Source organism: Staphylococcus sp. GDY8P67P (assembly GCF_017892545.1).
Classification (GTDB): domain Bacteria; phylum Bacillota; class Bacilli; order Staphylococcales; family Staphylococcaceae; genus Staphylococcus; species Staphylococcus ureilyticus.
Window position 1 is genome coordinate 178,532 of sequence record NZ_JAESLH010000022.1, and the last position, 23,524, is coordinate 202,055.

Annotated in this window: 25 protein-coding genes; 24 read left to right on the top strand and 1 reads right to left on the bottom strand. The window is 31.9% G+C overall.

Annotation, left to right across the window (positions count from 1 at the left end; genetic code table 11):
* Window positions 1–4 precede the first annotated feature (4 nt).
* The 13 genes from prmA (at window position 5) to recO (ending at window position 10,407) form a co-directional block, all read left to right on the top strand.
* A complete protein-coding gene (gene prmA, locus KA833_RS08710; protein WP_046208139.1) occupies window positions 5–943 on the top strand; it encodes a 50S ribosomal protein L11 methyltransferase in 939 nt (312 codons plus the stop codon).
* Between the two features lie 3 nt (window positions 944–946).
* Window positions 947–1,699: a 16S rRNA (uracil(1498)-N(3))-methyltransferase gene (locus KA833_RS08715; protein WP_046208140.1), complete on the top strand. Its 753-nt coding sequence runs from the start codon at window positions 947–949 to the stop codon at window positions 1,697–1,699.
* Window positions 1,700–1,704: 5 nt separating this feature from the next.
* Window positions 1,705–3,051 (top strand): tRNA (N(6)-L-threonylcarbamoyladenosine(37)-C(2))-methylthiotransferase MtaB, encoded by a 1,347-nt coding sequence (mtaB, locus tag KA833_RS08720; RefSeq protein WP_046208141.1) that lies wholly within the window; start codon window positions 1,705–1,707, stop codon window positions 3,049–3,051.
* 175 nt (window positions 3,052–3,226) lie between these two features.
* On the top strand, window positions 3,227–3,403 hold the full coding sequence (rpsU, locus tag KA833_RS08725) for a 30S ribosomal protein S21 (protein WP_002483157.1): 177 nt from the start codon (window positions 3,227–3,229) through the stop codon (window positions 3,401–3,403).
* 377 nt (window positions 3,404–3,780) lie between these two features.
* The gene (locus tag KA833_RS08730) at window positions 3,781–4,473 is read left to right on the top strand and encodes an NfeD family protein (protein ID WP_438873265.1); all 693 of its coding nucleotides are present in this window, start codon (window positions 3,781–3,783) and stop codon (window positions 4,471–4,473) included.
* Window positions 4,474–4,479: 6 nt separating this feature from the next.
* Window positions 4,480–5,466: a flotillin-like protein FloA gene (gene floA, locus KA833_RS08735; RefSeq protein ID WP_026034799.1), complete on the top strand. Its 987-nt coding sequence runs from the start codon at window positions 4,480–4,482 to the stop codon at window positions 5,464–5,466.
* Window positions 5,467–5,483: 17 nt separating this feature from the next.
* Entirely contained in the window at window positions 5,484–6,140 is a 657-nt protein-coding gene (locus tag KA833_RS08740; RefSeq protein WP_107365299.1) for a hypothetical protein, read from the top strand.
* 335 nt (window positions 6,141–6,475) lie between these two features.
* Window positions 6,476–7,423 (top strand): PhoH family protein, encoded by a 948-nt coding sequence (locus KA833_RS08745; RefSeq protein ID WP_046208145.1) that lies wholly within the window; start codon window positions 6,476–6,478, stop codon window positions 7,421–7,423.
* Window positions 7,424–7,885, top strand: coding sequence for an rRNA maturation RNase YbeY (ybeY, locus tag KA833_RS08750; protein ID WP_070039383.1), 462 nt, complete (start codon window positions 7,424–7,426; stop codon window positions 7,883–7,885).
* Window positions 7,886–7,893: 8 nt separating this feature from the next.
* A complete protein-coding gene (locus KA833_RS08755) occupies window positions 7,894–8,232 on the top strand; it encodes a diacylglycerol kinase family protein (RefSeq protein WP_070039382.1) in 339 nt (112 codons plus the stop codon).
* A gap of 91 nt (window positions 8,233–8,323) precedes the next feature.
* Window positions 8,324–8,728, top strand: coding sequence for a cytidine deaminase (gene cdd / locus KA833_RS08760; protein ID WP_046208148.1), 405 nt, complete (start codon window positions 8,324–8,326; stop codon window positions 8,726–8,728).
* Window positions 8,728–9,627: a GTPase Era gene (gene era, locus KA833_RS08765; protein ID WP_046208149.1), complete on the top strand. Its 900-nt coding sequence runs from the start codon at window positions 8,728–8,730 to the stop codon at window positions 9,625–9,627. The genes cdd and era overlap by 1 nt, the downstream gene beginning before the upstream one ends.
* 21 nt (window positions 9,628–9,648) lie before the next feature.
* Complete coding sequence (gene recO, locus KA833_RS08770; RefSeq protein WP_046208150.1) at window positions 9,649–10,407, top strand: DNA repair protein RecO; 759 nt, start codon at window positions 9,649–9,651, stop codon at window positions 10,405–10,407.
* A 124-nt stretch (window positions 10,408–10,531) separates the two neighbouring features.
* Here the strand turns inward: recO and KA833_RS08775 are convergent, their stop codons facing one another.
* On the bottom strand, window positions 10,532–11,923 hold the full coding sequence (locus tag KA833_RS08775; protein ID WP_040030033.1) for a glycine--tRNA ligase: 1,392 nt from the start codon (window positions 11,921–11,923) through the stop codon (window positions 10,532–10,534).
* A 341-nt stretch (window positions 11,924–12,264) separates the two neighbouring features.
* Between KA833_RS08775 and ccpN the strand changes: the two genes are divergently transcribed.
* From ccpN to KA833_RS08830, 11 genes are all read left to right on the top strand, one after another.
* A complete protein-coding gene (ccpN, locus tag KA833_RS08780; RefSeq protein ID WP_075100076.1) occupies window positions 12,265–12,888 on the top strand; it encodes a transcriptional regulator CcpN in 624 nt (207 codons plus the stop codon).
* Window positions 12,889–12,902: 14 nt separating this feature from the next.
* Window positions 12,903–13,724, top strand: a complete 822-nt coding sequence (locus tag KA833_RS08785; protein WP_046208151.1) for a pyruvate, water dikinase regulatory protein — start codon at window positions 12,903–12,905, stop codon at window positions 13,722–13,724.
* A gap of 46 nt (window positions 13,725–13,770) precedes the next feature.
* Window positions 13,771–15,555 carry a DNA primase gene (gene dnaG / locus KA833_RS08790; protein WP_046208152.1) on the top strand — a complete coding sequence of 595 codons (1,785 nt, stop codon included), beginning with the start codon at window positions 13,771–13,773 and terminating at the stop codon, window positions 15,553–15,555.
* 138 nt (window positions 15,556–15,693) lie between these two features.
* The gene (rpoD, locus tag KA833_RS08795; RefSeq protein WP_046208153.1) at window positions 15,694–16,800 is read left to right on the top strand and encodes an RNA polymerase sigma factor RpoD; all 1,107 of its coding nucleotides are present in this window, start codon (window positions 15,694–15,696) and stop codon (window positions 16,798–16,800) included.
* A 66-nt stretch (window positions 16,801–16,866) separates the two neighbouring features.
* Complete coding sequence (locus KA833_RS08800) at window positions 16,867–17,547, top strand: tRNA (adenine(22)-N(1))-methyltransferase (protein ID WP_210128462.1); 681 nt, start codon at window positions 16,867–16,869, stop codon at window positions 17,545–17,547.
* A complete protein-coding gene (locus tag KA833_RS08805) occupies window positions 17,548–18,651 on the top strand; it encodes a Nif3-like dinuclear metal center hexameric protein (RefSeq protein ID WP_210128463.1) in 1,104 nt (367 codons plus the stop codon). It begins immediately after the preceding gene.
* A gap of 204 nt (window positions 18,652–18,855) precedes the next feature.
* Window positions 18,856–20,190, top strand: a complete 1,335-nt coding sequence (locus tag KA833_RS08810) for a DEAD/DEAH box helicase (RefSeq protein WP_070039375.1) — start codon at window positions 18,856–18,858, stop codon at window positions 20,188–20,190.
* A gap of 16 nt (window positions 20,191–20,206) precedes the next feature.
* Window positions 20,207–21,097 (top strand): deoxyribonuclease IV, encoded by an 891-nt coding sequence (locus tag KA833_RS08815; RefSeq protein WP_070039373.1) that lies wholly within the window; start codon window positions 20,207–20,209, stop codon window positions 21,095–21,097.
* Between the two features lie 175 nt (window positions 21,098–21,272).
* Window positions 21,273–22,046 (top strand): metal ABC transporter ATP-binding protein, encoded by a 774-nt coding sequence (locus tag KA833_RS08820; RefSeq protein ID WP_064208902.1) that lies wholly within the window; start codon window positions 21,273–21,275, stop codon window positions 22,044–22,046.
* Entirely contained in the window at window positions 22,043–22,906 is an 864-nt protein-coding gene (locus KA833_RS08825; RefSeq protein WP_046208159.1) for a metal ABC transporter permease, read from the top strand. The genes KA833_RS08820 and KA833_RS08825 overlap by 4 nt, the downstream gene beginning before the upstream one ends.
* Complete coding sequence (locus KA833_RS08830; protein ID WP_145381194.1) at window positions 22,893–23,306, top strand: Fur family transcriptional regulator; 414 nt, start codon at window positions 22,893–22,895, stop codon at window positions 23,304–23,306. The genes KA833_RS08825 and KA833_RS08830 overlap by 14 nt, the downstream gene beginning before the upstream one ends.
* The last annotated feature ends 218 nt before the right edge of the window (window positions 23,307–23,524 follow it).

Consider the following 23,524-nt stretch of genomic DNA (forward strand, 5'->3'; position numbering starts at 1 on the left):
AAAAATGAACTGGACTGAAATATCAATCACTGCAAATCATGATACGATACCTATTATTTCTAATATTTTAGAAGAATTCGGGTCAAACGGGGTTGTTATCGAAGATTCATTAGATCTTCAAAATGGTTTTGCTGATAAGTTTGGTGAAATTTATGAGTTAAACCCTGATGATTACCCAGTTAACGGCGTAAGGGTTAAAGCTTATTTTAATGAAATGAAGTATACTCAAGACTTTAAAAAAGATCTGATTCATGAAATTAAAAGCATTGAATCTTTGGATACAAACATATTTGAATATCAACAACAAACGATTCAAGAACATGACTGGGAAAATGAATGGAAAAATTATTTTCATCCTTTTAGAGCTTCTGAAAAATTTACGATAGTTCCAAGTTGGGAAACCTATCAAAAAGAAGACGAAGCAGAAATGTGTATTGAATTGGATCCGGGAATGGCTTTTGGTACAGGAGACCACCCAACCACTAGCATGTGTTTGAAAGCGATTGAACACTTTGTAAAGCCAGATGATTCAGTGATTGATGTTGGTACAGGTTCAGGTATACTTAGCATTGCATCATATTTATTAGGAGTAGAACGCATAAAAGCGATTGATGTAGATGAAATGGCTATTAAAGTTGCGAAGGAAAACTTCGAAAAAAATAATTGTGTTAAAGCAATTGAAGCTGTGCCAGGTAATTTACTAACAGAAGAAACTGAAAAATTTGATGTCGTTATTGCGAATATTTTAGCTCATATTATTGAAGAAATGATTGAAGATGCTTATAATACTTTAAATAAAGATGGTTATTTTATAACTTCTGGTATTATAACAGAAAAGCATGAAACAATTTTAGCACAGATGAAGCGTGTTGGGTTTAAAATCATTTCTATTAATCATGAAAACGGTTGGGTATGTATCGTTGGACAGAAAGTGAGCGATTAAGCAATGCAGAGATATTTTATTGACCAAAACGCTGATGTAAATCAGCGTTTTTTTATTACTGATCAAAGTGATATACATCACATTACAAATGTAATGCGATATCAATATGACGATCAAATTATTATTACTTTTTCAGATCAAAAAGTTTATAAATGTAAAATTGAAAATATAACTATGGATCAAATCGAAATTGTATTAATAGAAAAAATGGATATCAATACAGAGTTACCACAACATGTAACAATTTGCAGTGGTTTAATTAAAGCAGATAAGTATGAATGGATGATACAAAAATCAACAGAGTTAGGCGCAAGCCAATTTATTGCTGTTGGTATGCAAAGGTCAGTTGTAAAACTTAATGAAAATAAAGTAACTAAAAAATTAGAACGTTGGCAAAGGATTATAAAAGAAGCTGCTGAACAAAGTTATAGGCTAATTATTCCAGAGATAGAGTATAAGTCGAATTTAAAGGAAATCTATGATATTATTGATGAATATGATTATGTATTGATTGCTTATGAAGAATCTGCTAAGTGTGGGGAAAAAAGTACTTTTAAAGCAGTTGTTCAAAAATTTGAACCTGGTGATCGTGTGTTAATCATTTTTGGACCAGAAGGTGGTTTGTCTGAATCAGAAATTAAGTTATTTGGAAGTTCAGCATATCAAGTCGGTCTAGGTCCTAGGATATTAAGAGCTGAAACTGCACCTTTATACACATTAAGTGCTGTAAGCTTTCAAAAAGATTTATTGGGGTGATATTTATGTCAACGGTTGCATTTCATACATTAGGATGTAAAGTGAATCATTATGAAACCGAAGCAATTTGGCAATTATTTAAAGAAGCAGAATACGAGCGTGTTGACTTTGAAACAAATGCTGATGTATTTGTTATCAATACATGTACGGTTACGAATACAGGTGATAAAAAAAGTAGACAAGTTATCAGACGTGCTATAAGACAAAATCCAGACGCAGTTGTATGTGTTACAGGTTGTTATGCACAAACATCTCCTGCTGAAATTATGGAAATACCTGGTGTAGATATAGTGGTCGGCACACAAGATCGAACGAAGTTAATCGGTTATATCAATGAGTTTAAAAAAGAAAGACAACCAATCAATGGTGTAGGAAACATCATGAAAAATCGTACATATGAAGAATTAGAGGTTCCATACTTTACAGACAGAACAAGAGCTTCATTGAAGATACAAGAAGGATGTAATAATTTTTGTACTTTCTGTATTATTCCTTGGGCACGTGGATTAATGCGTTCCAGAGATCCTGAAAAAGTGATAGAACAAGCAACAACACTTGTAAATTCAGGATATAAAGAAATTGTTTTAACTGGTATCCATACAGGTGGATATGGCCAGGATTTAAAGAATTATAATTTAGCACAATTACTACGTGATTTAGAAACGATAGATGGATTAGAACGTATCAGAATTTCATCAATTGAAGCTAGTCAATTAACGGATGAAGTCATTAGTGTAATTGAACAGTCAAACAAAGTTGTGCGTCATCTGCATATTCCTTTACAATCTGGATCTGATTCAGTATTGAAGAGAATGAGAAGAAAATATACTATGGCTCATTTTTCAGAGCGATTGACGCGTTTACATGAAGCGCTACCTGGATTGGCAGTTACAAGTGATGTCATTGTTGGCTTCCCAGGTGAAACAGAAGAAGAATTCCAAGAAACATATGATTTTATTGTTGAACATCAATTTTCAGAACTACATGTATTTCCGTATTCTTCTAGAATTGGTACACCAGCTGCAAGAATGGATGACCAAGTGGACGAAAATATTAAAAATGAACGTGTACATCGTTTAATTCATTTAAGTGATCAACTGGCTAAATCATATGCATCTAAATTTGACCAAGAGGTACTTGAAGTCATTCCAGAAGAAGTTGGCAGTGAGCAAGGGACTTTAATAGGTTTTGCGGATAATTATATGAAAGTTCAATTTGAAGGTGATGAATCACTGATTGGCGAGCTTGTAAAAATTAAAATTACTCAACCTGATTACCCAATCAATCATGGGGAGTTACTAAGAGTAGTGGATCATGCTACCAATACAACAGAACATTCAATTACTGTTTAAATTTTAATGAACAATGATTTAACTGCAAACATCTTTTGATGGTGTAAAATGAATCATGAAATTAAAATTTTACTAATTGACCACATTAATCAGATATATTATACTAATTAATACATGGTAATTACCGTGTAATGATTATAAAGTTTCGTTGATATTTGGAGGGAGGGAAATACACATGTCTAAAACAGTAGTCAAAAAGAACGAATCACTTGAAGATGCGTTACGTCGTTTCAAACGTACAGTTTCTAAAAGCGGTACAATTCAAGAAGTACGTAAACGTGAATTTTACGAAAAACCTAGCGTTAAACGTAAAAAGAAATCAGAAGCTGCACGTAAACGTAAATTCAAATAATTAATTGTTTCGTTGACTCCCTCAACACCAACATTAATTATAAACCATAATAGCCTTAGTTGTTTATTCAGCTAAGGCTATTATTTTTATATGTTAAGAAAGTGACTATCTATAATCCTTCTCCCTATACAATGATGTCATAAACATTGAAATAACATGATACATATTTAAGAAAACAACCACGTTTACATTATGAACAAATATTAATGTTTACTTCTTTTACAGTAGATTGAAAAAGACTATATTTATATTTCTAGCATTTAATTAAAAATGAATAACATTATGAATTTTATTGTGTAAACGGTATAATCATATATTTATTTCATGTATAATTAAATTGAGAGTGAGGTGATATAGTGATTCCTTCGATAAGCAATATACATACAATCTTTTCAACTAGACTTGTTGAAAACGGAAACTGGATAGACAACGTTTCTAACTTTATTGTTAGTCCAATAGGTGCTTTGATATTAACTTGTATTATCTTCTTAGGCTTTTTGTATCAGTTATATTCAAATAGGATAAATATTATCGGAATTATATCAACATTAGCGTTATTCATCTTCTTTTTAGGATTTTTTATAAAAGGCGATGTTAACTTTTATTCAGTTGTCTTATTTGCTATTGGTGTGATATTCGTCATTATTGAATTATTTGTAGTAGGTGCAGTTATAGGCATTATAGGTATGGCATTAATCGTTTTTAGTATTGTTACTTTAGGTGACAATTTAGTGTACATGATTGCTAATGTTGTCGTTGCCTTAATATTATCAATCATAGAGTGGGTGATACTTGTGAAATTTTTCAAACGTAAAATACCGTTTTTAGATAAAGTTGTATTGAAGGATTCTACAAATGCAGAAGCAGGTTATACATCACATGAAGATCGCTCTCATTTAGTTGGAGAAGTTGCAGTTACATCTACAGATTTAAGACCAGCAGGAATTATTATTTATAACGATGAACGTATCGATGCAGTTTCAGACGGTTCTTTTATATTACGCAATAAAAAAGTAACTATTCTTGAAGTTGAAGGTACCCGAGTTGTTGTGAGAGAAATAGAAACATAAAGGAGAATGAGTATGATTGGAATTTTAATTATAGCAGTTATAGTCGTAATTGCATTATTGTTATTATTTTCATTTGTACCTGTTGGATTGTGGATTTCAGCAATCGCAGCGGGTGTAAAAGTAGGCATTGGTACCCTAGTAGGAATGAGATTACGTAGAGTTTCTCCACGTAAAGTAATATCACCTTTAATTAAAGCTCATAAAGCAGGATTAAACTTGACAACAAATCAACTTGAATCACATTATTTAGCAGGTGGTAATGTTGATCGTGTTGTTGATGCAAATATCGCTGCACAAAGAGCAGATATTAATTTACCTTTTGAGCGTGGTGCAGCTATAGACTTAGCTGGCCGTGATGTGTTAGAAGCTGTTCAAATGTCTGTAAACCCTAAAGTAATTGAGACACCATTTATCGCTGGTGTAGCTATGAATGGTATCGAAGTTAAAGCAAAAGCAAGAATTACAGTACGCGCAAATATTGCAAGATTGGTCGGTGGTGCTGGAGAAGAAACAATTATTGCACGTGTTGGTGAAGGTATTGTATCTACAATTGGTTCTAGTGAACATCACACACAAGTGCTTGAAAACCCTGATAATATTTCTAAAACAGTTTTAAGTAAAGGTTTAGATTCAGGCACAGCTTTCGAAATCCTATCGATTGATATTGCAGACGTAGACATTAGCAAAAACATCGGTGCAGACTTACAAACTGAGCAAGCGCTTGCTGATAAAAATATCGCACAAGCAAAAGCCGAAGAACGTCGTGCAATGGCAGTAGCACAAGAACAAGAAATGAAAGCAAAAGTACAAGAAATGCGCTCTAAAGTTGTTGAAGCGGAAGCAGAAGTTCCACTAGCTATGGCCGAAGCATTGCGTTCAGGAAATCTTGGTGTGAAAGATTATTATAATCTGAAAAATGTTGAAGCAGATACTGGTATGAGAAATTCTATTAACCAACGTACAAAAAAAGAAGATGATGAATCACCGGAATAATAAATAGGGGTGATTAAATGAATATAGGTATTATTATCTTTGTAGTATCTGTCATTTTTACAATAATTGGAGCTATTAACGATGATAGTCATAAAAAACGAAAAAAACAACAACCGCCATCTAACAAACAGCCAAATCAATCTGAAGCACCACCACAAAAACGTGGTTTCCTTGAAGAAATCGGTAAAACATTTTCTGAGTTAGAAAAACAATTTAATGATGGTCCTTTTTCTCAAGAAGAACATACACCAAAGCAGAATAAACCTGCTGAGACACGAGCTGAAAAGATGGAAACTGAGACACCTCAACAAGAATCATCATCAGCTCCTAAACATAAGGAAACAGAAGCTGAAAAAGTAAAACGTGAGCAAAAGCAACAAGATGATAAACTTCAAAAAGAGCTTGAAGCTGATTTAATGGGTCAAATAGAAGACGTGCGTAATGAGATTGATCGTGAAACTGAGAAAAAAATACAAAGAACTGAGAAAAAAGCACGAGATATTATTTCTGATAAATATTTATCAGAGAGAACTAAGCGTTATCGTTTAAAACAGTTAATGAATGCGCATTCTGTTCAAAGCTCTGGCACAAATGCTCAATATAGATTTGCAGATGATGAAGTTGTTAATGGCATTATTTGGTCTGAAGTTTTAGAACGACCAAAACAATTATAAATTTATTTAAACTCAACTTATAAAGTTAGAATCTTGACTTTGTGAGTTGAGTTATTTTTAATTTCAAAGTATTTAATGCTTGATAAATTTCACGCAGTCTATCACAATGCTTTGCTTTACATAAAAATAACAATTAATGTCAATTTTTAATTCACTTTGAAATAATATGAGATTATTTCATGATATAATAATATTGAAGTTGCAGTATGATTTATTCAAATTATTATTTTTATAATAATGCTTATTTCATATCATGCATCATAATTATTTTTTGTAACTTAAAATCTAATAGGATAAAATAATAGAAACGAATATATTTGTAAAGGAGCAACTATATGCCTGGAATTATTCAAATAGATGACATCAATGAAGCACAAGCACTCATTGGTAACAATGATGAAAATCTAAAATCAATAGAAGAGGGATTTGATGTCATAATACATGCTCGAGGACAAGAAATAGCCGTTAAAGGTGAAAAAGTTGAGCATGTAGAACAAGCAGAATCAGTACTAATTAATTTATTGAAAGTCATACAGCAAGGCGTTACAATATCGCTCAAAGATGTAGAAGCTGCTGTTAAAATGGCAAAAAATGGTACGATTCATTACTTATTAGATTTATATGAGGACGAAATTACTAAAGATGCGTTTGGTAAAACAATAAGGGCTAAAACTATGGGGCAAAGACTTTACGTCAATGCTATGTATCATAATGACTTGGTATTTGGTGTTGGACCAGCAGGTACTGGGAAAACATTTTTAGCTGTTGTTTATGCTGCCAAGCAATTACGAAAGGGTAATGTTAAACGTATCGTCTTGACTAGACCTGCAGTAGAAGCTGGGGAATCATTAGGATTCTTACCTGGTGATTTGAAGGAGAAAGTTGATCCTTATTTACGTCCATTATATGATGGTTTAAATACCGTTTTAGGAAGAGAACAAACTGCTAGATTTATCGAGCGTGGTGTTATAGAAATAGCACCGTTAGCATATATGCGAGGGAGAACGCTTGATGATGCATTTGTTATTTTAGATGAAGCACAAAACACTACACATGCTCAAATGAAAATGTTCTTAACAAGGTTAGGTTTTGGATCGAAAATGGTTGTTACCGGTGATAAGACACAGATTGATTTACCTAAAGGTGTTAAAAGTGGTCTTAAAGAAGCAATAGCAAAGTTACACAATGTAAAAGGTCTAAGTATCCATCATTTAGACCAAAACGATGTTGTGCGTCATCCACTTGTAAGTAAAATAATTGATCGCTATGAGGGAGAAGAATAAATGTTCACAATAGATTTTAATGATCATACTGAATTAGTCGATAAAAAATGGTTTAAGCAAATAGACGACCTTCTTTCTTTTGCAAAAGAACAAGAAGGCATAGAAAATGATGCCGAATTATCTGTGACATTTGTAGATAAAGTGGAAATTCAACAAATTAATAAAATGTATCGAGATAAAGATAAGGCGACAGATGTAATATCCTTTGCATTAGAGGAAGATGAACCTGAAATCAGTGGGTTAGATATACCAAGAGTACTCGGAGATATTATCATATGCACTGAAGTTGCTCAATCACAAGCAGATGCATATGGGCACTCTTTTGAAAGAGAACTTGGTTTTCTCGCGCTTCATGGCTTTTTACATTTATTGGGTTATGATCATATAAATGAAGCTGATGAAAAGGTAATGTTTGGTCGACAAGATGAAATTTTAAATGCTTATGGATTGCCAAGAGATTAGAGATAGTTATGAAACGTTTTAAGTACGCTTTTCAAGGTTTACTGGTCCTCTTTAACAAAGATAAAAAGTTTTTAATCCACATTATTTTTGCATGTTTTGCAATTTTACTGAGTTTTTATTTAAAAATAAATATAGTTGAATGGTTTTTAATCATCATCGCTATAGGATTTGTGTTAACTTTTGAAGCCATGAATACAGCACTAGAATATGTAGTGGATTTGATTACAGATGAATATCATGAACTTGCAAAGAAAGCTAAAGACACTGCAGCTGCTAGTGTTATGCTTGCTTCGATAATTGCGTTGGTAATAGGACTTATTGTTTTTTTACCATATTTTATAAAATAGAAAATACGATTTTTAATCTATCTATATATTAAGCAACATTTAGTTTGGAAAAATACTATAATAATTAAAAATTGAATAGGAGTGTTAAATTATGGCTTACCAACCCGATTATTTCAAGGAAGTAAGAACAGCACAAAGCAAAGCTTATGCGCCATACAGTAATTTTAAAGTAGGTGCGTACTTAATTACGAAAGATGGTAAAACTTATCACGGCGCAAATGTAGAAAATGCCGCTTATCCATTAGGTATATGTGCAGAAAGATCAAGTCTGGTTGCAGCTATTGCTGATGGATATCGACCTGGCGATTTTGAATCAATCACTGTAACCGTTGATGCAGAAACACCTTCTTCGCCATGTGGTTCTTGTAGACAGGTTTTAAAAGAACTTTGTGATGACGAAATGCCTGTATATATGACTAATCACAAAGGTGACATGATTCAATCTACAGTTAGTGATTTATTACCTCTAGGATTTTCTGGAAAGGATTTAAAATAATGACAGCACATAAATCAGGATTTGTAACAATAATTGGTAGACCTAATGTAGGTAAATCTACCTTTGTTAATCGCGTCATCGGACATAAAATTGCTATTATGTCTGATAAAGCACAAACGACAAGAAATAAAATTCAAGGTGTCATGACTCAAGAAGATGCACAAATTATTTTTTTAGATACACCGGGTATACACAAACCTAAACATAAATTAGGCGACTATATGATGCGTGTTGCAACAAACACACTATCTGAAATTGATGCCATTATGTTTATGGTTAATGTTAATGAAGATATTGGTCGAGGCGATGAATACATAATGGAAATGTTGAAATCAGTCAAGACACCAGTGTTTTTAGTGTTAAATAAGATTGACCTCGTCCATCCGGATGAGCTCATGCCAAGAATAGAAAAATATAAAAAATATATGAATTTCACCGAAATTGTCCCTATATCTGCTTTAGAAGGATTAAATGTTGAGCATTTTATCAATGTTATTAAATCATATTTACCTGAAGGGCCAAAATACTATCCGGATAATCAAATTTCTGATCACCCAGAACAGTTTGTAGTGAGCGAACTCATTCGTGAAAAAATATTACACCTAACGAATGAAGAAATTCCACATGCGATAGGCGTCAATGTTGATCGTATGATTAAAGAAGATGAAGAACGTGTGAGGATTGAAGCAACGATTTTTGTAGAACGTGATTCACAAAAAGGAATAGTGATTGGTAAAGGTGGTAAAAAACTTAAAGAAGTAGGGAAAAGAGCACGTCAAGATATTGAAGGCTTGTTGGGGTCTAAAGTGTACTTAGAACTATGGGTAAAAGTTCAAAAAGATTGGCGAAATAAAGTAAACTTTATTCGTCAAATGGGCTATTTAGAAGATCAAGATTAAGTTGAGAGTCGGTGAGCTAAAATGTTAATCAAACAAAAAGGTATCATTATTAAAACGGTTGATTATGGCGAATCCGATAAAATTATTACAATTTTAAATGAATACGGTGCAAAAATTCCACTTATGGTTCGCCGTGCCAAAAAGAGCAAGAGTGGTTTGCAAGCTAATACGCAATTATTTGTTTATGGCTTGTTTATTTATTCTAAATGGAAAGGCATGGGAACTTTAAGTTCAGTAGATGTCATCGATCAAAATTATCATCTTCGATTAGATATTTATGAGAGTAGTTATGCTAGTTTATGTACTGAAACGATAGATCGATCTATTGATAATGATGAACTGTCACAGTTTAGCTACGAATTATTACATTTTGTATTAGATAAAATTAAAAGTGGTGTATCCGCACAGTTGATGTCGGTAATTGTATTAATTAAATCAATGTCAAAGTTTGGGTTTAGCGCAATTTTCAATCATTGTGTAGTCACTGGTGATGATGACCAAGCTAAACTCATTGGCTATAGTTTTAAATTTGATGGTGCAATTTCAAATCATGCAAAATCTCAAGATCCAAATGCTTTACTACTATCCAATAAAACGCTTTACTTATTAGATGTGCTACAAAATTTACCTATCAGTAAAATGAACGCCTTGAGTATACATCAAGATATTATTAATGAAATGTCGCAATTAATGATAATGTTATATAGTGAATATGCAGGTATGTATTTCAAAAGTCAAAAGCTTATTAATCAATTACAAAGATTAGATCATTCAAATTAATATAGTCAAAATTAATGAGAAATAAAATTTTATAAGTAAAAAACGTCAATTTCTATAAATTATATAGAAATTGACGTTTTCATTTTGTACTATTATTTTCAAAGTATAACTTGAAAAAGTAAAATTAAAATTTCACTTTTTCAGTTAAGAAACTTTCTAATTCAGCAATCGGCATACGTACTTGTTCCATCGTATCTCTGTCACGTACAGTTACTTGTTGATCTTCTAGTGAATCAAAGTCAAATGTTATACAGTATGGTGTACCGATTTCATCTTGACGGCGGTAACGTTTACCAATTGATTGTGATTCATCAAAATCAATTGCAAAGTTAGCACTTAATTGTTCAAATATTTTAATTGCATCACCAGATAATTTTTTACTTAATGGTAAAACAGCAGCTTTATAAGGTGCTAATGCAGGGTGGAAGTGTAATACAGTTCTTGAATCCTTACTACCTTCAACACCTTCTTCAGCATACGCATCACAAAGGAATGCTAATGTAACACGGTCTGCACCAAGTGATGGTTCAATACAATATGGAAGGTATTTTTCACCAGTTTCTTGATCATGATATTGGAAATCTTCACCAGAATGTTCGCTGTGTTGTTTTAAATCATAATCTGTTCTACTTGCAATACCCCATAATTCTCCCCAACCGAATGGGAAACGATATTCTATATCAGTTGTTGCATTTGAGTAGTGGGATAATTCATCTGCATCATGGTCACGTAAACGTGTTGCCGATTCACTTAAATTTAAGTCTTTTAACCATTGGCTAGCAAAAGTTTTCCAATAATTTTGCCATTCTATTTCTTCACCAGGTTTACAGAAAAATTCTAATTCCATCTGTTCAAATTCACGTGTTCTAAAGATGAAGTTACCAGGTGTAATTTCATTACGGAATGATTTACCGATTTGACCAATCCCGAATGGCAATTTTTTACGCATTGTACGTTGAACATTTTTGTAATTGACAAAAATACCTTGCGCAGTTTCAGGACGTAGGAAAATTTCATTTGTAGAATCTTCCGTCACACCTTGGAAAGTTTTGAACATTAAGTTAAATTGACGAATATCTGTCCAATTAGCAGTTCCACTTACAGGACAAACAATACCTTCTTCATCAATAATACGTTTCATTTCATCGAAACTTAAACCATCGGCTACGAAATTTTCGTCTCCTTTTTCATTCGCCATGTAGTCTTCTATTATTTTATCTGCACGATAACGAATTTTACTATCTTTATTGTCTATCATTGGATCGTTAAAGTTTCCTAAATGACCAGATGCTTCCCAAGTTTTTGGATTCATTAAAATTGCTGCATCAATCCCTACATTATATGGAGATTGCGTGATAAATTTTTGCCACCATGCTTTTTTAATATTATTTTTTAATTCTACACCTAATGGGCCATAGTCCCACGTATTTGATAAACCACCATAAATATCACTGCCAGGGAATACAAATCCTCTGTGTTTTGCTAACTGAACAATTGTTTCCATATCTTTTGCCAAAAAAAACACTCCTTTTAACATAAAAACGCCCCAAGACAAAGAAAAAGAAAAAAACTTAATCATTGCCTTGGGACGAGTTAATTATTTTTAATCACATATAATTATGTGTTTTTAATAAAATATTATTAACCCGCGGTTCCACCCAATTTAGTGAGTACACTCGCCTTTGAAACTTCTTTTTAAATTTTTAGCCAATTGTTATGTTAAGCTTTCACCACCCTTAACTCGCTTTAAATATAATTTTAATGTATTGGTTGATTATTAGCAAGTAAATATATGTATTTGTAGCAATTTATAATTCAATGTATAATTAAATGTAATGAGTAAAGGGGTGAAGTCTTATAGAACTGAATAAAAGACAACAACAAATTGTTGATATTGTCAAAAATAATGGACCTATTACTGGTGAACATATAGCAGAACATCTTAGTCTTACAAGAGCGACCTTGAGACCAGATTTAGCAATACTTACAATGTCTGGTATTTTAGAAGCACGCCCACGCGTAGGCTACTACTATTCTGGAAAACCCAAAAATAAATTAATTGCTGATCAATTAAAACAATATATTGTTAAAGATTATGCGTCACACCCTGTAGTAGTGAAAAGTGAAATGTCAGTTTACGATGCGATTTGTACTATATTTCTAGAGGATGTTAGTACGTTATTTGTTATAAATAATGAAGGAGATTTTATAGGCGTTTGTTCTCGGAAGGATTTATTACGTGCTTCGATGATAGGTAAGGATATACATACTATGCCTGTTAATATTATAATGACTCGTATGCCTAATTTAAGCTTTGTATTGGAAGACGAACGTGTCATATTTGCTGCAAACCTAATGATTGAAAAGGAAATTGATTCTTTACCAATTGTGAATAAAAAAGAAAATGGAAAATATGAAGTGAAGGGCCGTATTTCTAAAACAACAATTACTAAAATTTTTGTCTCTTTACTAAATGAATAGGTGGTATGTATTAAATGGAAAATATTAAAATTATTGTTGCTTCTGACTCAGTAGGTGAAACTGCTGAACTTGTAGCAAGAGCATGTATTTCGCAATTTAACCCAAATCAATGTGAAAGTGAAATTAGTAGGTATCCGTATATAGAAGCTTTAGAAAACGTAGATGAGGTAATCTCAGTTGCTAAAGATACTGAAGCGATAGTTGTTTATACATTAGTTAAACCAGAAATAAGAAAGTATATGGAAGCAAAAATTAAAGAATTTCAAATTAAATCTGTAGATATTATGGGCCCATTGATGAATATATTATTAGATAAAATAGATGAGCAACCATATTTTGAACCCGGACTCGTGCACCAATTAGATGAAGCATATTTTAAAAAAATTGACGCTATAGAATTTGCAGTAAAATACGATGACGGTAAAGACCCAAAAGGTTTAGATAAAGCTGATATCGTTCTATTGGGCATATCTAGAACTTCAAAAACGCCTCTTTCACAGTATCTTGCACATAAAAGTTATAAGGTGATGAATATTCCTATTGTGCCAGAAGTCACACCCCCAGATAATTTATTTAATGTTGATACTTCAAAATGCATTGCCTTAAAGATAAGTGAGGATAAATTAAATCGCATCAGAAAAGAAAGATTAAAGCAATTAGGCTTAGGTGATAGTGCAAGATATGCTACCGAGCAACGTATTGAAGAAGAATTAAATTATTTCAATGAATTAGTTGAAAAAATTGGATGTCCTGTTATAGACGTAACTGATAAAGCGATTGAAGAAACTGCAAATGACATCATTAGTATTATTGAGCAAAACAGTTTCTTAAAATAAGAATTTCTATTATAATATTATAACTACTGTCTAATAGGTGATAATTTTGCGAATTGAACAAGCAACGATTAATGAAATAAAAGAGAAAACAGATATTCTCGATTTAGTAAGTGAATACGTTAAATTAGAAAAAAGAGGGCGCAATTACATTGGGTTGTGTCCTTTTCATGATGAAAAAACACCGTCATTTACTGTTTCTGAAGATAAACAAATTTGCCATTGCTTTGGTTGTAAAAAAGGAGGAAACGTCTTTCAATTCACTCAAGAAATTAAAGACGTTTCTTTTACTGAAGCTGTAAAGTTATTAGGTGAACGTGTAAATATTGAAGTGGAAACACCTCAAGCAACGTCAGAACAGCATACTAATCATCAAATTGCTTCTGAAGATTTGCAAATGATTGAGATGCATGAATTAATGCAAGATTACTATCATTATGCATTAAAAAAAACCGTTGAAGGAGAAGCAGCGTTAAACTATTTAAAAGAACGTGGGTTTACAGATGAACTCATAGATCGTCGGAAAATAGGTTATTCACCTAAAAATGCACATTTTTGCCATGACTTTTTACAGAAAAAAGGTTATGATATTCAATTAGCATATGAAGCGGGTTTATTGTCTAGGAATGAAGAGAATTTCAGCTATTATGATCGTTTCAGGGATCGAATTATGTTTCCATTATCAAATGCACAAGGTCGAACAGTTGGTTATTCAGGAAGAACATATACAAATCAAGAGCCTAAATATCTCAATAGTCCTGAAACACCGATATTTCAAAAAAGAAGATTGTTATACAACGTTGATCAAGCTAGAAAAGCAATTCGTAAAAATGATGAAATTATACTACTTGAAGGTTTTATGGATGTGATAAAAGCTGATTACGCAGGTTTGCATCAAGTTGTGGCAAGTATGGGAACTCAGATTTCACAAGAACATATCGCATTTATGAAAAAACTCACTTCAAATGTGACATTAATGTTTGATGGTGATTTTGCGGGTAGTGAGGCCACTTTAAAATCTGGGCAAATATTATTGCAACAAGGATTTAATGTTTTTGTAGTTCAACTACCAAAAAACATGGACCCGGATGAGTATATTGGAAAACACGGTGCAGATGCGTTTAATTATTTTGTGGAACATGAAAAAAAAGCATTTATTCTTTATAAAGTCCATATGCATCAAGAAGAAATAGAAAATAATGATTTAGCATATGAAAGGTATTTAAAAGAAATCACAAATGATATTTCATTAATGAAGTCATCGATTTTACGCAAAAAGATATTGCAAGACGTGTCAGAATTGTTTAAAGTAAGCATGGATAGTTTAAATAATGAAGTAGGACTACGTGAAGATTATTATCAACCACAGTCATATCAAATGCCTAGTGTGCCACAATTCACTCATTTAAATAAGCAAGAAAAAGCAGAACGTGCTTTATTAAAACATTTTATGAATGATAAGGATATTTTTTTAAATTATCATAAATTACTTCAAACAGAAGACTTTACAAATCAGTATTTTAAGCGTATATTTAATGTTTTACATGAGTTTTATTCTGAGAATGATACGTTTAATATTAGTGATGTTTTACAATATATCGATACAAATGACATTAAAGAAGCATTTATATCATTGGATAACTATTTGATAAATGAAGAACCATATGAACATGAAATCGATGATTATTTAGACACACTTTTAACAAATAGAAATGAAGAAACGATTGAATCGCTTAATCAAAAGTTACGGGAGGCTTCTAGATTAGGTGATTTAGAGTTGCAGAAATATTACCTAGAAAAAATTGTAAACTTCAATAAAAATAGAATGAATTAAATTAAAAATGAATATATCTGTAGATTATTGGGTTTAACAACTTGAATAAACCGTATGATTTATGGGTAGATAGTATTAAGATTATCTATCAAATGATATCATGGTTTCAAGTTGATATTATATTCGGGAGGCCTTTTCATGTCTGGAAATAAAGTTACACTTAAAAAGCAAACAATAGACCCATCTCTAACTTTAGAAGATGTAAAAAAACACTTAATTGAAAAAGGTAAAAAAGAAGGGCATCTTAGCCATGAAGAAATTGCAGAGAAATTGCAAAACTTCGAGATGGATTCTGATCAAATGGACGAACTATTTGATCAATTAACAGATAACGATATCAGTTTGGTAAACGAAAAAGATAGTTCTGACAAAGATGCAAAATTAAATCCTAATGATTTAAGTGCTCCTCCAGGTGTTAAAATTAATGACCCTGTTCGTATGTATCTTAAAGAAATCGGACGTGTCGATTTATTAAATGCGCAAGAAGAAATAGAATTGGCGAAAAGAATTGAACAAGGTGACGAAGTTGCTAAGTCAAGATTAGCTGAAGCAAACTTGCGTTTAGTAGTCAGTATAGCCAAAAGATATGTTGGTCGTGGCATGCTTTTCTTAGATTTAATTCAAGAAGGTAATATGGGCTTAATAAAAGCAGTTGAAAAGTTCGATTTTAATAAAGGATTTAAATTTTCAACATATGCGACATGGTGGATACGTCAAGCGATAACACGTGCTATTGCAGACCAAGCTCGTACAATACGTATTCCAGTGCATATGGTAGAAACAATTAATAAATTAATCCGTGTACAAAGACAATTATTACAAGATTTAGGTCGTGATCCAGCACCAGAAGAAATTGGTGAGGAAATGGATTTACCACCAGAAAAAGTAAGAGAAATATTAAAAATAGCTCAAGAGCCAGTTTCATTAGAAACACCAATTGGTGAAGAAGATGACAGTCACTTAGGTGATTTTATTGAAGACCAAGAAGCCCAAAGTCCATCTGATCATGCAGCTTATGAATTATTAAAAGAACAACTGGAAGATGTATTAGATACATTAACAGATAGAGAAGAAAATGTACTGCGCTTACGTTTTGGACTTGATGATGGAAGAACACGTACACTAGAAGAAGTAGGCAAAGTCTTCGGCGTTACGAGAGAACGTATTCGTCAAATTGAAGCTAAAGCATTGAGAAAATTAAGACATCCGAGTAGAAGTAAACGTCTTAAAGACTTTATGGACTAATTTTTCAGCTCTTTTGTACCTAGTCGTACAAAAGAGCTTTTTACATTTACATAGAGGAGCGCTTTTATGGTTATATTAAATCAAAGATTAAAAAAAGTAAGTACATATATAATAGGGGATTGTTTAGCGGATATTGGTTCAGACCATGCATACCTTCCGATTTATGCGATTGAAAACAATTTAGTCAAAAATGCAATTGCTGGAGAAGTTATCCAAGGACCGTTTGAAGCTTCGAAAAAAAATGTTGTGGAACATGAGTTAAGTAATCATGTCGATGTTAGACTAGGTGATGGATTGTCGATATTACAGTCAAATGATCAAGTTAATTCCATCACTATATGTGGTATGGGTGGACCGTTAATAGCTAAAATCCTTGAAGAAGGTAAAGAGAAATTAACTGACCATCCGAGGCTTATTTTACAAAGTAATATACAATCTAGTGCGATTAGAAATTTGTTAGATTCCATGCATTACAAGATTATTGAAGAAGTTATTTTAGAAGAAAAAGGGCATATATATGAAATAATAGTGGCAGATTATTTTGAACAACAATCACAAAAACTTACTAAATCAGAAATAAAGTTTGGACCGATTTTATTAAAAAAGAAACATGAATTATTTTTAAAAAAATGGGAAAGAGAACGACAGGCATTGCAAAAAATCAAAGATCAATTGAACACTGAAAAACATCGTGAACGGCTAAATGAAATTAACAACGAAATCAATTTAATTAATGAGGTGTTGTAAATGAAAATTAAAATGTTACTCCAAGTAATAAATCAGCATGTACCATTTGAAACTGCAGAGTCATGGGATAATGTTGGCTTGTTAATCGGAGACGAATCTGCTGAAATTTCAGGTGTTTTAACCGCGCTAGATTGTACCAATGAAATTGTTGATGAAGCAATAAACCAAGGTTTCAATACAATTATTTGTCATCATCCACTCATATTTAAAGGTGTTAATAATATCATTCAGCAAGAAGGCTATGGTGCTATCTTACGAAAATTAATTAAAAATGATATTAATTTAATTGCTTTACATACAAATTTGGATGTTTATCCAAAAGGTGTTAATGCAATGTTAGCAGAAAAGCTTCAATTGAAGAACCAACATATTTTAAATCCAGAAACTTTAAAATACTATAAGGTACAAGTGTTTATACCTGAAGAGAATCTTAAAACATTTAAAGATGCATTGAGTGATGCAGGTTTAGCTGAAGAAGGAAATTATAAATATTGTTTCTTTGAAAGTTCAGGGAATGGACAATTCAAGCCTACTGGTAGTGCCAACCCACATATTGGCTCAATAGATAAAATTGAAGAAGTAAAAGAATTTAAATTAGAATTTATGATTGAAGCATATCAAAAAGATTTAGCAGAACAATTAATTAAAAATAATCATCCATACGAAACACCAGTTTTTGATTTTATAAAAATGGAAAAAGAAGCGAATTATGGTTTAGGTATGATTGGTGATTTAGAATCCGAGATGGATATATCTACATTTGTGAAGCATGTCAAAGCGAATTTGGCAATGCCAAGTGTAAGATATGTTGGTAATTTAGATCAAATTATTAAGAAGGTTGCGATTATTGGTGGTTCCGGTATTGGATTTGAGACTCAAGCCGCTCAACAAGGTGCAGATATCTTTATCACTGGTGATATTAAACATCATGATGCATTAGATGCAAAAACTGCTGGTATTAACTTATTAGATATTAACCATTATAGTGAATATGTAATGAAAGATGGTTTGTGTAATTTATTAATAGATTGGTTTAACCCAAATGATATTACTTTTGAAATTAAGTCATCTAACCTCAACACAGATCCATTTAATTATTTATAATTGCCATGCATGTTACTATCAAGAAATAAAATTTATTTTAGTCAATGACTAGTAATCTTTTTCTAGGCTGTGCATCCTTATGTTCCAGCTTCACTTACATTTAAATTATATTTGATAACTGCCAATTTAGTATAAAATAATTAGTTCAAAATCGTTTGCGAATGCTTTATAATAGAAAAGATGAAGATTTAAGGAGGCCAAATCATGGCAAATCACCCATTCGATAAGTTTAATTTAGACCCAAGTTTAATTGACGCGGTACGAAATTTGAACTTTAATCAACCTACAGAAGTACAAAATAGAGTTATTCCAAAAATATTAAAACAAGTAAACTTAATTGGACAATCTCAGACAGGCACTGGAAAATCCCATGCCTTTTTATTACCACTGATACATTTAATAAATGTCGATATTAAAGAACCACAGGCAATCATCGTTGCTCCAACAAGGGAATTAGCGCAACAGCTATTTGATGTCGCTAGTCATTTAGCTGATTACAAAGGTGATTTATCTGTTAAACTTTTTATTGGTGGCACAGATATAGAAAAAGATAGACAGCGCGCTAAGAATCAACCGCAACTTATTATAGGAACACCAACTCGGATAAACGATTTAGCTAAACATGGAGATTTGCATGTGCATTTGGCTTCTTATTTAGTTGTGGACGAAGCTGATTTAATGATTGATTTAGGATTAATAGAAGAGGTAGACCACATTGCTACACGTTTAGATGAATACTCCCATATAGCTGTGTTTAGCGCTACTATTCCTAAATCATTACATCCATTTTTAAATAAATATTTAGAAAATCCTGAATACGTCGAAATTGAAAATGTTCAAAAAAATAAAAAAAATATTGAATTCTATTTAATTCCGACAAAGGGTGAAGCAAAGATAGAAAAAACAATAAAACTCATTGATATTTTAAATCCATATCTATGTATTATATTTTGTAATAGTCGTGATAATGCAAACGAACTTGCAGACCAGTTAAATACTGCCGGTTTAAAATTAGGTATGATACATGGTGGTTTAACGCCAAGAGAGCGTAAACAACAAATGAAGCGTATTCGTAACTTAGAATTTCAATATGTTATTGCAAGTGACTTAGCATCGCGTGGAATAGATATTGAAGGCGTAAGCCATGTGATTAACTTTGATGTACCAAATGATATCGATTTCTTCACGCATCGTGTTGGACGTACAGGTAGAGGGCAATACAAGGGCGTGGCGATTACCTTATATAGCCCTGAAGAAGAAGAAAACATAGCGTTAATAGAACAACGAGGTTATCAATTTGAAAATGTTGATATAAAAAATGATGAGTTATCGCCAATTAAAGCACACAATACACGTCAATCACGTAAGAATAAAGATGATCATTTAACAAATGAATTAAAAAATAAAGTGAAGAGAAATAAGAAAAAAGTAAAACCTGGCTATAAGAAAAAATTCCAACGTGATCTTGAACATTTAAAACGTCAAGAGCGTAAAAAATACAGTAAGAAACAAAATCGTCAAGCCAGAAAAAATAAATAAAGGATTGGTGACTACTATGTTATTAGGATCTCATGTATCTATGAATGGTAAAAAAATGTTGGCAGGTTCAGCTGAAGAAGCACATAAATTCGGTGAATCTACTTTTATGATTTATACAGGTGCACCACAAAATACAAGAAGAAAGCCAATAGAAGAGCTAAATATTGATCAAGGACAAGAATTAATGCAAACGTACGGTCTTTCAAATATTGTAGTACATGCACCTTATATAATAAATATTGCAAACACTGTCAAACCACATGTGTTTAATCTAGGCGTAGAATTTCTACAAAGTGAAATTGAAAGAACGCAAGCCATTGGTGCTAAAGACATAGTATTGCACCCTGGCTCACATGTGGGAGAAGGTGCGGACGCTGGTATTAATAAAATCATAGAAGGTCTAAATGAAGTGCTGACGAATGACAATAATGTACGCATTGCACTTGAAACAATGGCTGGCAAAGGTTCAGAAATTGGAAGAAATTTTGAAGAAATCGCTCGGATTATAGATGGTGTCAAACATAATGAACGTTTATCTGTGTGTTTCGATACATGTCATACTCATGATGCAGGCTATAATGTAAAAGAAGATTTTGATGGTGTGTTGAATGAATTTGATAAGATAATAGGCATAGATAGAATACAAGTTGTTCATGTAAATGATAGTAAAAATGATATTGGTGCTCATAAAGATAGACACGAAAATATAGGTTTTGGTTATATCGGATTTGATGCCTTAAATTATATCGTTCATCATGATACGTTTAAAAACATTCCCAAAATACTTGAAACACCCTATGTTGGTGAAGATAAAAAGAATAAAAAACCACCTTATAAATTTGAAATTGAAATGCTTAAACAACAACAATTTGATCCAAGTTTAAAGGATAAAATTTTAATGCAATAATACTAAAAAAATGAATTATAATCAAAAATGTGAAAAAATAGATAAATGTATTTAAAGGATGACATAGTGAACTCAATTCAAAATGAGTTTCTAGATCATCCTTTTTTGTTAATTCGTAAACATTACTATTTACATAATTGTTTGCAAGTTGTATAGTATAGAACGAGGTGAAAAGATGACTACTCCAGTGTTCGAATTAAAAAACATCGATTATTATTTTGAAAACAAAAAAGTATTAGAAAATATTAATATTAAAATTAATAAAGGACAATTTTTGGCTATAGTTGGACCTAATGGTGCCGGTAAATCAACTTTGCTAAAAATTATTTTAGGATTGTTACCGTTGCAAAAAGGTGAAATACTTGTAGATGGTAATGTATATAATGGAAAACAATCTTTATACAAGATTAGTTATGTTTCACAAAAAGCTCAAGCTTTTAAAGCAGGTTTTCCTGCAAGTGTTAAAGAAGTCGTTATGAGTGGGCTGACGAAACGTAAAAAGTTATTTCAGTGGTTTAATAAAAAGGATGAAAATAAAGTGGAAGCCGTATTAAATCGATTGAATATAGGCCATTTAATTAATAAAAATATTGCCGAATTATCTGGTGGACAACAACAACGTGTATTAATTGCACGAGCGTTGATCAGTAACCCTTCAGTCCTTATATTAGATGAACCAACTAACGGTATAGATGCAAAACACGTTAGTGAATTCTATGAAACACTAGAAACTTTAAAAAATGAAGGCGTAACTATCATTTTGGTTACGCATGATATAGGTGTCGTGGCTGATACTGCTACAGAAGTAGCATGTTTAAACAAGCATCTGCATTTTCATGGCACGACAGAGGATTTTAAATCGTTAGATGAGGTAGAAATATCTAAAATATACGGTCATCCTATACAATTTGTAGATCACCAACACAATAGGGAGTGTTGTTCATCATGATTGAGGCATTATTAAATTTTGATTTTATGAGATACTCTCTATTAAGTGGTATTTTGATTGGTTTTATTGCCCCATTAATTGGTGCATTTATTGTTGTACGAAGGCTATCATTAATTGCAGATGCTTTAAGTCACGTTACACTTGGTGGTATCTCATTCGGGATGTTTTTCGTGACTATTGCACCCGCACTAACTTTTATTAATCCAATGTGGTTTGGGATATTGTTCGCAGTCATTGGTGCGTTATTGATTGAAAAACTTAGAACATCGTATAGTAATTATCAAGAAATTGCGATCCCTATTATAATGAGTGCAGGCATAGCATTAAGTGCCATTTTTATTTCACTTGCAGATGGTTTTAATCAAGAAATTGTTGGATTATTATTTGGATCAATCAGTGCTGTAACTATCAGTGATTTATCAACTATTATCGCAATCGTTATTATTGTATTAGCATTTATATTGTTATTTTATAAGGAATTATTCATTCTTTCATTCGATGAAGAATATAGTAAAGTGATAGGTATTCCGAAATGGATACAATTTTTATTTATTATTATCGTCGCGATGGTCATATCTGCTTCTATGAGAGTCGTAGGTATTTTATTGGTAAGTGCATTAATTACATTACCGATAGCTATAGCAATGCGTATGACAAAAGGATTCAAACAACTTATTATATTAAGCGTGTTAATTGGTGAATTTTCAGTTATAGCAGGGCTAGTATTAGCATTTTATATGAATATTTCCCCTGGAGGCGTAATTGTCGTATTACTTGTACTTTTATTAGCAATGATGATGTCATATCAAAAGTTTAAATTTAAAACTGTGAAAGGGGCTATTAATAATGAAAATAGATGAAGCAATTAATATTCTAAAAGCAGAAGGACACAAGTATACAAATAAAAGAAAAGATATGATAAATGTTTTTATAGAAGAAGATAAATACATTAACGCAAAACATATACAGCAAAAATTAGACAAAGATTATCCAGGTATCTCATTTGATACAATATATCGAAATTTACATTTATTTAAAGATTTAGGCATTGTTGAGGGTACTGAACTCGACGGTGAAATGAAATTTAGAATAGCATGTACAGACCACCACCATCATCACTTTATTTGTGAATCATGTGGTGATACAAAAATAATTGATTTCTGTCCAATTGAACAGATAAAGGCTTTTTTACCAAAAGTCGATATTCACACACACAAATTAGAAGTATATGGCATATGTGAAGCTTGTCAGCATGCTTAAAATTTTTAGCGTGTATCTAATGTAAAATGGCACCTATCGACGCTTATTACTAAAAAGTTCCCTTCTAAATATAGGTCATTAGTCTGAATTTTATTGAATTTTTAAAATACTTTGTCCTTTATGTTTAAAATCCACTATTTTGAGATATAATAGTAAAGGAACTAAAGATAACAAATATAATTTTATGACTTTTGAATAAGTTTGTAAGCATATTCATT

Excerpts from the sequence above, each read along its gene's own strand:
- prmA (WP_046208139.1), top strand. The coding sequence starts at position 5 with ATGAACTGGACTGAAATATCAATCACTGCAAATCATGATACGATACCT.
- KA833_RS08715 (WP_046208140.1), top strand. The coding sequence starts at position 947 with ATGCAGAGATATTTTATTGACCAAAACGCTGATGTAAATCAGCGTTTT.
- mtaB (WP_046208141.1), top strand. The coding sequence starts at position 1,705 with ATGTCAACGGTTGCATTTCATACATTAGGATGTAAAGTGAATCATTAT.
- rpsU (WP_002483157.1), top strand. The coding sequence starts at position 3,227 with ATGTCTAAAACAGTAGTCAAAAAGAACGAATCACTTGAAGATGCGTTA.
- floA (WP_026034799.1), top strand. The coding sequence starts at position 4,480 with ATGAGTATGATTGGAATTTTAATTATAGCAGTTATAGTCGTAATTGCA.
- KA833_RS08740 (WP_107365299.1), top strand. The coding sequence starts at position 5,484 with ATGAATATAGGTATTATTATCTTTGTAGTATCTGTCATTTTTACAATA.
- KA833_RS08745 (WP_046208145.1), top strand. The coding sequence starts at position 6,476 with ATGCCTGGAATTATTCAAATAGATGACATCAATGAAGCACAAGCACTC.
- ybeY (WP_070039383.1), top strand. The coding sequence starts at position 7,424 with ATGTTCACAATAGATTTTAATGATCATACTGAATTAGTCGATAAAAAA.
- KA833_RS08755 (WP_070039382.1), top strand. The coding sequence starts at position 7,894 with ATGAAACGTTTTAAGTACGCTTTTCAAGGTTTACTGGTCCTCTTTAAC.
- cdd (WP_046208148.1), top strand. The coding sequence starts at position 8,324 with ATGGCTTACCAACCCGATTATTTCAAGGAAGTAAGAACAGCACAAAGC.
- era (WP_046208149.1), top strand. The coding sequence starts at position 8,728 with ATGACAGCACATAAATCAGGATTTGTAACAATAATTGGTAGACCTAAT.
- recO (WP_046208150.1), top strand. The coding sequence starts at position 9,649 with ATGTTAATCAAACAAAAAGGTATCATTATTAAAACGGTTGATTATGGC.
- KA833_RS08785 (WP_046208151.1), top strand. The coding sequence starts at position 12,903 with ATGGAAAATATTAAAATTATTGTTGCTTCTGACTCAGTAGGTGAAACT.
- rpoD (WP_046208153.1), top strand. The coding sequence starts at position 15,694 with ATGTCTGGAAATAAAGTTACACTTAAAAAGCAAACAATAGACCCATCT.
- KA833_RS08800 (WP_210128462.1), top strand. The coding sequence starts at position 16,867 with ATGGTTATATTAAATCAAAGATTAAAAAAAGTAAGTACATATATAATA.
- KA833_RS08805 (WP_210128463.1), top strand. The coding sequence starts at position 17,548 with ATGAAAATTAAAATGTTACTCCAAGTAATAAATCAGCATGTACCATTT.
- KA833_RS08810 (WP_070039375.1), top strand. The coding sequence starts at position 18,856 with ATGGCAAATCACCCATTCGATAAGTTTAATTTAGACCCAAGTTTAATT.
- KA833_RS08815 (WP_070039373.1), top strand. The coding sequence starts at position 20,207 with ATGTTATTAGGATCTCATGTATCTATGAATGGTAAAAAAATGTTGGCA.
- KA833_RS08820 (WP_064208902.1), top strand. The coding sequence starts at position 21,273 with ATGACTACTCCAGTGTTCGAATTAAAAAACATCGATTATTATTTTGAA.
- KA833_RS08825 (WP_046208159.1), top strand. The coding sequence starts at position 22,043 with ATGATTGAGGCATTATTAAATTTTGATTTTATGAGATACTCTCTATTA.
- KA833_RS08830 (WP_145381194.1), top strand. The coding sequence starts at position 22,893 with ATGAAAATAGATGAAGCAATTAATATTCTAAAAGCAGAAGGACACAAG.